This window comes from Delftia tsuruhatensis NBRC 16741, assembly GCF_001571325.1.
Classification (GTDB): Bacteria; Pseudomonadota; Gammaproteobacteria; order Burkholderiales; family Burkholderiaceae_C; genus Comamonas; species Comamonas tsuruhatensis.
The window spans coordinates 1-12,275 of the sequence record NZ_BCTO01000073.1 but is presented as its reverse complement, the minus strand read 5'-3'; the positions used below and the strand labels follow the sequence as shown (position 1 = coordinate 12,275).

At 62.3% G+C, this 12,275-nt stretch carries 8 protein-coding genes and 1 tRNA gene; all 9 read right to left on the bottom strand.

Translation table 11 applies throughout. The features are described from left to right. Positions 1 to 39: 39 nt before the first annotated feature. Entirely contained in the window at positions 40 to 4,269 is a 4,230-nt protein-coding gene (rpoC, locus tag DTS01S_RS26810) for a DNA-directed RNA polymerase subunit beta' (RefSeq protein WP_016450392.1), read from the bottom strand. Between the two features lie 23 nt (positions 4,270 to 4,292). Beyond that, positions 4,293 to 8,405 (bottom strand): DNA-directed RNA polymerase subunit beta, encoded by a 4,113-nt coding sequence (gene rpoB / locus DTS01S_RS26805; RefSeq protein WP_016450391.1) that lies wholly within the window; start codon positions 8,403 to 8,405, stop codon positions 4,293 to 4,295. A gap of 277 nt (positions 8,406 to 8,682) precedes the next feature. After that, positions 8,683 to 9,060 (bottom strand): 50S ribosomal protein L7/L12, encoded by a 378-nt coding sequence (gene rplL, locus DTS01S_RS26800; RefSeq protein WP_012202441.1) that lies wholly within the window; start codon positions 9,058 to 9,060, stop codon positions 8,683 to 8,685. Between the two features lie 37 nt (positions 9,061 to 9,097). Then, positions 9,098 to 9,625 carry a 50S ribosomal protein L10 gene (rplJ, locus tag DTS01S_RS26795; protein ID WP_016450390.1) on the bottom strand — a complete coding sequence of 176 codons (528 nt, stop codon included), beginning with the start codon at positions 9,623 to 9,625 and terminating at the stop codon, positions 9,098 to 9,100. 226 nt (positions 9,626 to 9,851) lie between these two features. Then, a complete protein-coding gene (gene rplA, locus DTS01S_RS26790) occupies positions 9,852 to 10,547 on the bottom strand; it encodes a 50S ribosomal protein L1 (RefSeq protein ID WP_016450389.1) in 696 nt (231 codons plus the stop codon). After that, positions 10,548 to 10,979, bottom strand: a complete 432-nt coding sequence (gene rplK / locus DTS01S_RS26785; protein ID WP_012202438.1) for a 50S ribosomal protein L11 — start codon at positions 10,977 to 10,979, stop codon at positions 10,548 to 10,550. A gap of 140 nt (positions 10,980 to 11,119) precedes the next feature. Beyond that, positions 11,120 to 11,704 carry a transcription termination/antitermination protein NusG gene (gene nusG / locus DTS01S_RS26780; protein ID WP_016450388.1) on the bottom strand — a complete coding sequence of 195 codons (585 nt, stop codon included), beginning with the start codon at positions 11,702 to 11,704 and terminating at the stop codon, positions 11,120 to 11,122. Further along, the gene (gene secE, locus DTS01S_RS26775) at positions 11,704 to 12,087 is read right to left on the bottom strand and encodes a preprotein translocase subunit SecE (RefSeq protein WP_012202436.1); all 384 of its coding nucleotides are present in this window, start codon (positions 12,085 to 12,087) and stop codon (positions 11,704 to 11,706) included. Before secE ends, nusG begins: the two co-directional genes overlap by 1 nt. A gap of 86 nt (positions 12,088 to 12,173) precedes the next feature. Continuing rightward, positions 12,174 to 12,249, bottom strand: a tRNA-Trp gene (locus tag DTS01S_RS26770). Between the last annotated feature and the right edge of the window lie 26 nt (positions 12,250 to 12,275).

The following is a 12,275-nucleotide window of genomic DNA, read 5'->3' as shown; positions in this document are numbered from 1 at the left end:
GGGCAAGCGGCACAGCCGCTCAGGGGGTGACACCGCCTATCAGTCAGCGGAAGCGTCACCGGCGACGGCAGCCACGCCAGCGTCGTCGTCAGCCATCACACCGGCCAGTTCGGCCGCTTCGGCGTCGGCGATGGCGCGGCGCTCTGCGTCGTCCATGGCGTCCTTGGCCTTGCGCGCCTGGTGGTATGCCAGACCCGTACCGGCGGGGATCAGGCGACCCACGATGACGTTTTCCTTCAGGCCACGCAGCTCGTCGCGCTTGCCCATGATGGCAGCCTCGGTGAGCACGCGGGTCGTTTCCTGGAACGACGCGGCAGAGATGAAGGAGTCGGTCGACAGCGATGCCTTGGTAATACCCAGCAGCACGTTGGAGTACGTGGCAGGGATCTTGCCTTCGCGCTGCAGCGCCTCGTTGGTATTGAGGATCTCCGAACGCTCGACCTGCTCGCCAGCGATGTAGGTCGAGTCGCCGGTGTTCTCGACCACGACGCGGCGCAGCATCTGGCGAACGATCACCTCGATGTGCTTGTCGTTGATCTTCACACCCTGCAGGCGGTAGACGTCCTGCACTTCATCGACGATGTAGCGCGACAGCTCCTCGATGCCCAGCAGGCGCAGGATGTCCTGCGGATCGGCCGGGCCGTCGACGATGGACTCACCCTTGTTGACCACCTGGCCTTCGTGCACCAGGATGTTCTTTTCCTTGGGCACGAGTTCTTCCCAGACCTTGCCATCCAGATCGGTGATCTGCATGCGCACCTTGCCCTTGGTTTCCTTGCCGAAGGAGATGGTGCCGGTCATCTCGGCCAGCGTGCCCTTGTCCTTGGGCGTACGGGCTTCGAACAGCTCGGCCACGCGGGGCAGACCGCCGGTAATGTCTCGGGTCTTCTGGCCTTCGACAGGGATACGGGCTAGCACTTCGCCGGGGCCCACGTCCTGGCCGTCACGCACCTGGATCAGAGCGCCGACCTGGAAGCCGATCGTCACCGAGTGGTCGGTGCCGGGGATCTTGACTTCCTGGTTGTTGGCATCGATCAGCTTGACCTGGGGACGCACGACCTTGGCAGAGCCACGGCGCTTGGGATCGATCACCACCAGCGTGGACAGGCCGGTCACTTCATCGACCTGCTTGGCCACGGTCAGGCCCTCTTCCACATTCTCGAAGCGCACCTGGCCGGCGTACTCGGTAATGATGGGTCGGGTCAGCGGATCCCAGTTGGCCAGGATCAGACCGGCCTTGACCTGCTGGTCGGGCCTGACGGTCAGCACGGCACCGTAGGGCACCTTGTGGCGCTCACGCTCGCGGCCGTTGTCGCTGATGACGATTTCGCCCGAACGCGAAATCACGACCAGCTCACCCTTGGTGTTGCTGACGTAGCGCATCGTGCTGTTGAAGCTGATGGAGCCGTTGGACTTGGCTTCCACGCTCGAGGCGATGGCAGCGCGCGAAGCGGCACCACCGATGTGGAAGGTACGCATGGTCAGCTGCGTGCCGGGCTCGCCGATGGACTGGGCGGCGATCACACCCACGGCTTCGCCGAGGTTGATCAGGCCGCCGCGGCCCAGGTCGCGGCCGTAGCACTTGGCGCACAGGCCGTAGCGGGTTTCGCAGGTCAGCGCGGTGCGGACCTTGATCTCGTCCACGCCTTGCGATTCCAGCTCGTCGATCACGTCTTCGTTGAGCAGCGTGCCTGCGGGCAGCAGCACGGCCAGCGTCTCGGGATGCACGACGTCCTCGGCCGTGGTACGGCCCAGCACGCGGTCGCGCAGCGATTCGATGACTTCACCGCCTTCGACGATGGCGCGCATCAGTGCGCCATTGCTCGTGCCGCAATCGTCCTCGTTGACCACCAGATCCTGCGTCACGTCCACCAGACGACGCGTCAGGTAGCCGGAGTTGGCCGTCTTCAACGCCGTGTCGGCCAGACCCTTTCGGGCGCCGTGGGTGGAGATGAAGTACTGCAGAACGTTCAGGCCTTCACGGAAGTTCGCCGTAATGGGCGTCTCGATGATGGAGCCGTCAGGCTTGGCCATCAGGCCACGCATGCCGGCCAGCTGGCGGATCTGCGCGGCCGAGCCGCGGGCGCCGGAGTCGGCCATCATGTAGATGGCGTTGAACGATTCCTGCTCGACTTCGTTGCCGTGGCGGTCGATGACCTTTTCCTTGGCCAGCTGGGCCATCATGACCTTGGAGACTTCGTCGCCGGCCTTGCCCCAGATGTCCACCACCTTGTTGTAGCGCTCGCCAGCGGTCACGAGACCGGAGACGTACTGCTGTTCGATCTCCTTCACCTCGGCTTCGGCACGGCCGATGATCTCGGCCTTTTGCGGCGGCACCAGCATGTCGCCGATGGCGATCGAGATGCCGGCGTGCGTGGACAGGCGGAAGCCGTTTTGCAGCAGCTTGTCGGCAAACACCACCGTGGCCTTCAGACCGCACTTGCGGAACGAGGCATTGATGAGCTTGGAGATCTCCTTCTTCTTGAGCGCCTTGTTCATGTGGCTGAACGGCAGGCCCTTGGGAAGGATCTCGGACATCAGGGCGCGGCCCACGGTGGTTTCCACCAGGCTGGTCGAAGGCTCGAACTCGCCGGAGTCCTTGTTCTTCGTCCACTCGGTCAGGCGAACGCTGATCTTGGCGGCCAGCTCGACCTGCTCGGCGTCCAGCGCGCGCTGCACTTCGCCGATGTCGGCGAAGACCATGCCCTCGCCCTTGCCGTTGATGCGCTCGCGCGTCGCGTGGTACAGACCCAGCACCACGTCCTGCGAAGGAACGATGGAGGGCTCGCCCGATGCGGGGAACAGCACGTTGTTGGAGGCCAGCATCAGCGTGCGGGCTTCCATCTGTGCTTCCACCGACAGCGGAACGTGGACGGCCATCTGGTCACCGTCGAAGTCGGCGTTGAAGGCCGCGCAGACGAGCGGGTGCAGCTGGATGGCCTTGCCTTCGATCAGGATGGGCTCGAAGGCCTGGATGCCCAGGCGGTGAAGCGTGGGAGCACGGTTCAGCATGACCGGGTGCTCCTTGATGACCTCTTCGAGGATGTCCCACACCACGGGCGTGCCGGATTCCACTTCCTTCTTCGCCGCCTTGATGGTGGTGGCGATGCCGCGCTGCTCGAGCTGCGCGAAGATGAAGGGCTTGAACAGTTCCAGCGCCATCAGCTTGGGCAGACCGCACTGGTGCAGCTTGAGGTACGGACCCACCGTGATCACGGAACGGCCCGAGTAGTCCACGCGCTTGCCCAGCAAGTTCTGGCGGAAACGGCCGCTCTTGCCCTTGATCATGTCGGCCAGCGACTTCAGGGCACGCTTGTTGGCGCCCGTCATGGCCTTGCCACGGCGGCCGTTGTCCAGCAGCGAGTCCACTGCTTCCTGCAGCATGCGCTTTTCGTTGCGCGCGATGATTTCCGGAGCCTTCAGCTCCAGCAGGCGGCGCAGACGCGAGTTGCGGTTGATGACGCGGCGATACAGGTCGTTCAGGTCGGACGTCGCGAAGCGGCCGCCGTCCAGCGGCACCAGCGGACGCAGGTCCGGGGGCAGCACGGGCAGCACTTCCATGACCATCCAGCCCGGCTTGATGCCGGACTTCTTGAACGCTTCCAGCAGCTTCAGGCGCTTGGCGTTCTTCTTGACCTTGACTTCGGAGCCGGTCAGGTCGCCGCGCAGGCGCTCGGTCTCGACGTCGATGTCGATGCCTTCGAGCAGGTCCTTGATGCCTTCGGCGCCCATCTTGGCTTCGAACTCGTCACCGTACTCGGTGCGCTTGGCCTCGTAGTCGTCCTCGGTCATGATGCTGAACTTCTTCAGCGGGGTCATGCCGGGGTCGGTCACCACGTAGGCTTCGAAGTACAGCACGCGCTCGATGTCGCGCAGCGTCATGTCGAGCACCAGGCCCAGACGCGACGGCAGCGACTTCAGGAACCAGATGTGGGCGCAGGGCGCAGCCAGGTCGATGTGGCCCATGCGCTCGCGGCGCACCTTGGTCTGGGTCACTTCGACGCCGCACTTCTCGCAGATCACGCCGCGGTGCTTGAGGCGCTTGTACTTGCCGCACAGGCACTCGTAGTCCTTGATGGGGCCAAAGATCTTGGCGCAGAACAGACCATCGCGCTCGGGCTTGAACGTGCGGTAGTTGATGGTCTCGGGCTTCTTCACCTCGCCGAAGGACCAGGAACGGATCTTCTCGGGAGAAGCCAGGCCGATCTTGATGGCATCGAAATGCTCATCGGGCGTGAATTGCTTGAACAGGTCGAGTAGAGATTTCATAAGACTCTTTCCCTTTTCAATATTTAAGAACGCTCAAGCTCGATGTCGAGGCCCAGGGAGCGGATTTCCTTGACCAGCACGTTGAACGACTCGGGCATGCCTGCCTCGATGGCGTGCTCGCCCTTGACGATGGATTCGTACACCTTGGTACGGCCCACCACGTCGTCGGACTTCACGGTCAGCATTTCCTGCAGCACATAGGCGGCGCCGTAGGCTTCCAGCGCCCACACTTCCATTTCCCCGAAACGCTGGCCGCCGAACTGGGCCTTGCCGCCCAGGGGCTGCTGCGTCACCAGAGAGTACGGACCCGTGGAGCGGGCGTGCATCTTGTCGTCGACCAAGTGGTGCAGCTTCAGGTAGTGCATGTAGCCGATGGTGGTCGGACGCTCGAAGCGGTCACCGGTGCGGCCGTCATACAGGTAGGCCTGCGTGCGGCTTTCGGTCAGGCCCTTGCGCTCCTTCAGCTCTTCCGGATATGCCAGATGCAGCATGTCCTGGATTTCCTGCTCGGAAGCGCCGTCGAACACCGGCGTGGCAAACGGCACGCCCGTGGTCAGCGCCTGCGCCATGGACACGATCTCGTTGTCATCGAGCTGGGCCAGGTCTTCCTTGCGGCCGCGCGAGTTGTAGATCTCTTCCATGAAGGCACGGATTTCGGCGGCACGGGCTTCCTGCTGCAGCATGTCGCCGATGCGCTGGCCCAGGCCCTTGCCGGCCCAGCCCAGATGCACTTCCAGCACCTGGCCGATGTTCATGCGCGAAGGCACGCCCAGCGGGTTCAGCACGATGTCGGCAGTGGAGCCGTCGGCCATGTAGGGCATGTCCTCGACCGGAACGATCTTGGAGACCACGCCCTTGTTGCCGTGGCGGCCGGCCATCTTGTCGCCGGGCTGCAGGCGGCGCTTGACGGCCAGGTAGACCTTGACCATCTTGAGCACGCCAGCGGGCAGCTCGTCGCCCTGGGTGAGCTTCTTGCGCTTTTCTTCGAAAGCCAGGTCGAAGCTGTGGCGCGTCTGCTCCAGCGAGTTCTTGATGGACTCGAGCTGGGTGGCGACCTCGTCCTCTGCAGGACGGATGTCGAACCAGTGGAACTTCTCCACGCCGTCCAGGTAGGCCTTGTCGATCTTGGCGCCCTTGGCCAGCTTTTGCGGGCCGCCGTTGGCCACGCGGCCATTGAGCAGCTTCTCGATACGGTCGAAGGCGTCGGCCTCGACGATGCGCAGCTGGTCGTTCAGGTCCAGGCGGTAGCGCTTGAGTTCATCGTCGATGATCTGCTGGGCACGCTTGTCGCGCTGGATGCCTTCACGGGTGAAGACCTGCACGTCGATCACGGTGCCTTGCGAGCCCTGGTCCACGCGCAGCGAGGTGTCCTTCACGTCGGAAGCCTTCTCGCCGAAGATGGCGCGCAGCAGCTTCTCTTCAGGCGTCAGCGTGGTCTCGCCCTTGGGCGTGACCTTGCCGACCAGCACATCGCCGGGCTGCACTTCCGCACCCACGTAGATGATGCCGGACTCGTCCAGGCGGTTGAGCTGCTGCTCGGACAGGTTCGGGATGTCGCGCGTGATTTCCTCGGCACCGAGCTTGGTGTCGCGGGCCATCACCACGAGTTCTTCGATATGGATCGAGGTGTAGCGGTCTTCGGCCACCACGCGCTCGTTGATCAGGATCGAATCCTCGAAGTTGTAGCCGTTCCAGGGCATGAAGGCGATCAGCATGTTCTGACCGATGGCGATTTCGCCCAGGTCGGTCGATGCGCCGTCGGCCACCACGTCACCCTTGGCCAGCTTGTCGCCACGCTTGACGATGGGACGCTGGTGGATGTTGGTGTTCTGGTTGGAACGCTGGTACTTGATGAGGTTGTAGATGTCCACGCCGACTTCGCCGGCCACGGCTTCCGCATCGTTCACGCGGACCACGATGCGCGTTGCATCGACATAGTCCACGATACCGCCGCGGGTTGCCGTCACCACGGTGCCGGAGTCCACTGCCGCCACGCGCTCGATGCCCGTGCCCACCATGGGCTTTTCGGGACGCAGCACAGGCACGGCCTGACGCGACATGTTGGCGCCCATCAATGCGCGGTTCGCGTCATCGTGCTCCAGGAACGGAATCAGCGAGGCAGCCACCGACACGATCTGTGCGGGCGACACGTCCATGTACTGAACGCGCTCGGCCGACACCAGGGTCGAATCACCCTTTTCGCGCGCCGACACCAGGTCGCCGATCAGGCGGCCTTCGGCATCCAGCTCGGCATTGGCCTGGGCGATGATGTACTTGCCTTCCTCGATGGCCGACAGGTAGTCGATCTCCATCGTGACCTTGCCGTCGGCCACGCGACGGTAAGGCGTCTCGATGAAGCCGTACTCGTTCAGGCGGGCGTACAGGGCCAGCGAATTGATCAGGCCGATGTTCGGGCCTTCAGGCGTTTCGATAGGGCAGACGCGGCCGTAGTGGGTCACGTGCACGTCGCGCACTTCGAAGCCTGCGCGCTCGCGCGTCAGACCGCCCGGGCCCAGGGCCGAGACGCGACGCTTGTGCGTGATTTCGGCCAGAGGATTGGTCTGGTCCATGAACTGCGACAGCTGCGACGCACCGAAGAATTCCTTCAGGGCGGCCGAAATCGGCTTGCTGTTGATCAGGTCATGGGGCATCAGCGGCTCTTGCTCGGCCTGACCCAGACGCTCCTTCACGGCCTTCTCGATACGTGCCAGGCCCGTGCGGTACTGGTTCTCGGCCAGTTCGCCCACGCAACGCACGCGGCGGTTGCCCAGGTGGTCGATGTCATCGACCTCGCCCTTGCCGTTGCGCAGATCCACCAGGATCTTGACCACGGCCAGGATGTCCTCGTTGGACAGCACCATGGGGCCGGTGGCGCCATCGCGGCCGACCTTGGCGTTGAACTTCATCCGGCCCACGCGCGAAAGATCGTAGGTGTCGGGGTTGTAGAACAGGCGCTGGAACAGGGCCTGCACGGCGTCCTCGGTCGGCGGCTCGCCGGGGCGCATCATGCGGTAGATGGCCACGCGCGCAGCGAACTCATCGACGGTTTCGTCGGTGCGCAGGGTCTGCGAAATGTAGGCGCCCTGGTCCAGCTCGTTCGTGTAGATGCACTGCAGATCCTGGATGCCGGCGCTGCGCAGCTTCTTGAGCAGGGACTCGGTCAGCTCTTCGTTGGCCTTGGCGATGATCTCGCCAGTGTCCGGATCGACGATGTTCTTGGCGACCACGCGGCCGATCAGGAAATCTTCGGGGACGCTGATGAACTTGGTGCCCGACTGCTCCAGCTCACGCGTGTGGCGAGCAGTGACGCGCTTGTCCTTGGCGACCACGACCTTGCCCGACTTGTCGGTGATGTCGAAGCGCGCGACCTCGCCGCGCAGGCGCTCGGGGACGAACTCCATCTGCGCGCCCGAATCCATGAGGCGGAAGTTGTCGTTGACGAAGAAATTGGCCAGGATCGATTCCGGCGTCAGGCCGATGGCCTTCAGCAGAATGGACACGGGCATCTTGCGACGACGGTCGACGCGGAAGAACAGCAGGTCCTTGGGGTCGAACTCGAAGTCCAGCCACGAGCCGCGGTAAGGAATGATGCGTGCCGAGAACAGCAGCTTGCCCGAGCTGTGGGTCTTGCCCTTGTCGTGTTCGAAGAACACGCCAGGCGAGCGGTGCAGCTGCGAGACGATGACGCGCTCGGTGCCGTTGATGATGAACGAGCCCTTGTCGGTCATCAGGGGCACTTCGCCCATGTAGACCTCTTGCTCCTTGACTTCCTTGACCACCTTGGACTGCGAGGTCGAAGACTCACGGTCATAGATGATCAGCTGAACCTTGGCGCGCACGGCAGAGGCGAAGGTCAGACCACGGGTCTGGCACTCGCGCACATCGAAAGCAGGCTTGGCGAGGTTGTACTCGACGAACTTCATCTCCACAAAACCGTTGTGGGAGACGATGGGGAAGGCAGAGTTGAAGGCCGCTTGCAGGCCTTCGATGGTGCGTTTTTTGGGGGCTACATCTGCCTGCAAGAATGCGGTATATGCATCTTTTTGCATCTGCAGCAGGTAAGGCACTTCGAGCACGCTGTCGCGGCTCCCGAAGCTTTTGCGGATTCGCTTGCGTTCGGTGTAAGAATAGGCCATGAGATCTCCGGGCAAAGACATGAGTCCTGGGTCTGCGACGACTGCCCCACATGGAAAGCTCCCTGCGGGCTTGGCGGTTGGCCACTACCAACCATGGCTGACGGCGATGCGTTGCACATCGCCCGAACCAAGGCATCTTCTGCTGTCGGGTTGTCAGAAGACACTAGAAAACAGGCTGCTCCAGACCGCTTTCTAGTGTGCTCTATGGATACGCTCTCCACAAGCGCCAAAGGCTGGAGGCCCTTTTTCGGAGCCTCCAGCCCTTGAGGGGACTGAATTACTTCAGTTCAGCCTTGGCACCGGCTTCCACCAGCTTCTTCACAGCGGCTTCAGCGTCAGCCTTGGCAACGCCTTCCTTGACGTTCTTGGGAGCGCCGTCGACCAGGTCCTTGGCTTCCTTCAGACCCAGGCCGGTGATTTCACGCACGGCCTTGATGACGGAAACCTTGTTCGCGCCGGCTTCGGTCAGCACAACGTTGAACTCGGTCTTTTCTTCTGCAGCAGCAGCGCCGCCAGCAGCGCCACCAGCAGCGGGAGCGGCCATGGCGGCAGCGCTCACGCCGAACTTCTCTTCAATGGCCTTCACCAGGTCATTGAGTTCCAGGACCGTCATGCCGTCGAGCGCGGTCAGAAATGCGTCTTTATCGAATGCCATTTTGATTTCCTAACAATATTGGTTAACTGCCGCGCGCTCAGGCTGCGACTGCTTCGGCTGCCGGTTCTTCGGCAGAGCCTTCGCTCTTCTTTGCCGCCAGGGCGCCCAGCACAACGGCCGTACGCGAGATAGGCGACATCAGCAAGCCACACAGTTGTGCCAGCAGAACTTCCTTCGAGGGGATGTTCGCCAGTTGCTTCACACCGTTCACGTCCAGGGCCTTGCCTGCAAACGCACCACCGCGGATCACCAGCTTGTCGTTGGTTTTCGCGAAGTCGGCCACCACCTTGGCGGCAGCCACTGCGTCTTCAGAGAAGCCATAGATCAGAGGGCCGGTCATCTGGTCGGCGACAACGTCGAACTGGCTGCCAGCCACAGCACGGCGGGCCAGCGTGTTCTTCAACACGCTCAGGCTCACACCCTTGCTGCGGGCGTCAACGCGCAGTTTGGTCATGTCGGCGACCGTGATGCCGCGGTATTCCGCGATCACAAGCGTTTGAGCTTTTGCGGCGAGGCTGGTCACTTCATTGATGACCGCTTCTTTCTCACTGCGATTAAGACTCAAGGTCTACTCCTTCAAATGCACACTCGGGGCAGGCCCCTCATGCGCGCTCTTGTTGCAGCGACCAACTGTTTTGGAAATGCATCCATCTGCAGCGGGATCGCCATCTGCGTTGGCCCCTGAGGTTTAAGTGCCGCAAGGCACACCAACGGTCTTGGATGACCCGGCGCATCGCTGCGCCGGCCCACCACTGAGGCAGCCCGCAAGCCGCCTCAAGATTTCTTGGCTATCAGGCCGAGATGGTTTGCGTGTCGACGCGAACGCCCACACCCATGGTCGACGAAACAGCCACCTTGCGCAGGTACAGGCCCTTGCTCGAGGCGGGCTTGGACTTGTTCAGGGCGTCGATCAGCGCAGCCAGGTTGCCTTGCAGCTTCTCGTTGTCGAACGAGCGGCGGCCGATGGTGGCGTGGATGATGCCGGCCTTGTCGACGCGGTATTGCACCTGACCAGCCTTGGCGTTCTTCACGGCCGTGGCCACATCGGGAGTCACCGTACCCACCTTGGGGTTGGGCATCAGGCCGCGCGGGCCCAGGATCTGACCCAGCGTACCGACGACGCGCATGGCGTCGGGGGCAGCGATGACCACGTCGAAGGGCATGTCGCCAGCCTTCACGCGGGCAGCCAGGTCGTCCATGCCGACCACGTCGGCGCCAGCAGCCTTGGCTTCTTCAGCCTTGGCGCCTTGGGCGAACACGGCCACGCGGGCGGTCTTGCCAGTGCCGTGGGGCAGCACGACGGCGCCACGAACCACTTGGTCAGACTTCTTGGCGTCCACGCCCAGTTGCACGGCCACGTCGATGGATTCATCGAACTTGGCGGTGGCGGCTTCCTTCACCAGCGCCACGGCGTCGGCGAAAGCGTACAGCTTGGTGGACTCCACCTTGCCCTGGAGAGCCTTTTGCTTCTTGGTCAACTTGGCCATTTACACGCCCTCCACAATCACGCCCATCGAACGGGCCGAACCAGCCAGCGTACGCACGGCGGCGTCGACGTCAGCAGCGTTCATGTCCTTCAGCTTGGTGTTGGCGATCTCTTCCAGCTGAGCGCGGGTGATCTTGCCGACCTTGTTCTTCAGGGGGTTGGAGGAGCCCTTGTCCAGCTTGATGGCCTTCTTGATCAGCACAGTCGCCGGAGGCGTCTTGATGATGAAGGTGAAGCTCTTGTCGGCAAAGGCCGTGATGACCACGGGCAGGGGCAGGCCGGGCTCGACACCTTGGGTCTGGGCGTTGAACGCCTTGCAGAATTCCATGATGTTGAGGCCGCGCTGACCCAGCGCAGGACCGATCGGAGGAGAGGGATTGGCCTTACCAGCTGGCACTTGCAGCTTGATGAAGCCGACGATTTTCTTCGCCATTGAATGCTCCTTGCGGGTATAGCGCCGCCGGCCCAACCAACAATAGTTGCAGCCGGCAGCTCCCCGGGGGTTAAAAGACTCTTGCTGACACGCCCTGCACCGAGCCTAAAAATGCAGAGCCAGAGATTGTAAGCGGTAACTCAGGTTTTTTCAACCTGGGCAAATTCAAGCTCGACCGGCGTGGAGCGACCGAAGATCATCACCGAGACGCGCAGGCGGCTCTTTTCGTAGTTGACCTCTTCGACCGAGCCATTGAAGTCCGTGAACGGGCCTTCCTTGACACGCACCAGTTCGCCGGGCATGAATTCGATCTTGTGGCGCGGCTTGTCCGTGCCTTCCTGCATTTGGCTGACGATCTTGCGCACTTCCTCTTCGGAGATCGGTGCGGGGCGGTTCTTGGCACCACCCACGAAACCCGTCACCTTGCTGGTGTGCTTGACCAGGTGCCAGGTGTCGTCGTCCATGACCATCTCGACGAACACGTAGCCAGGGAACAAGCGGCGTTCGGTGGTACGGCGCTGGCCGTTCTTCATCTCCACCACTTCCTCGGTGGGAACCAGGATGCGGCCGAACTTGGACTGCATGTCCGAACGCGCGATGCGCTCGATGATGTTGCGCTCCACGGCCTTTTCCATGCCGGAGTAGGCATGGACGATGTACCAGCGCAGATCCGGATTGGCAGGCGTTGCCCCTCCGTCGTTCACACCTGTTTCGACAGCATCCATTACTTCCTCCAGCCCAAAATCAGGTCATACAGGACCCACTCCAGCGTCTTGTCCGTGAACCACAGGAACAAGGCCATGATGACCACAAAGCCGAAGACGTACAAGGTCATCTGCATGGTCTCCTTGCGCGTCGGCCAGACGACCTTCTTGACTTCGCGCCAGGCATCCTGCGCAAAGCTGACGAAACGCTTTCCGGGCTCGGAAACAAGGAACGTGCCAGCAGCCGCAGCCAGACCGACCAGCAGCACCAGCCACTGAACGATGGGACCTTGCTTGCTCAGCAGATAGAAACCTGCGATCGCAGCAACGACTAAAGCCGCGACTGCGGCAAGCTTGGCTTTGTCAGCTCCGGAGCTGACCGTTTCAACCTGAGTAGTGGCCATAATCCATTTCTAATGCGCATTTTTTGCGCAACGCCAAGACACCGAAGCCCGCTTTGGGGCGGGCTCGTTGCGATTCCACCATCAGGTGGCAGGGGCAGTAGGAATCGAACCTACAACCTTCGGTTTTGGAGACCGACGCTCTGCCAATTGAGCTATACCCCTACGAATCAGTTAGGCAATGATCTTGG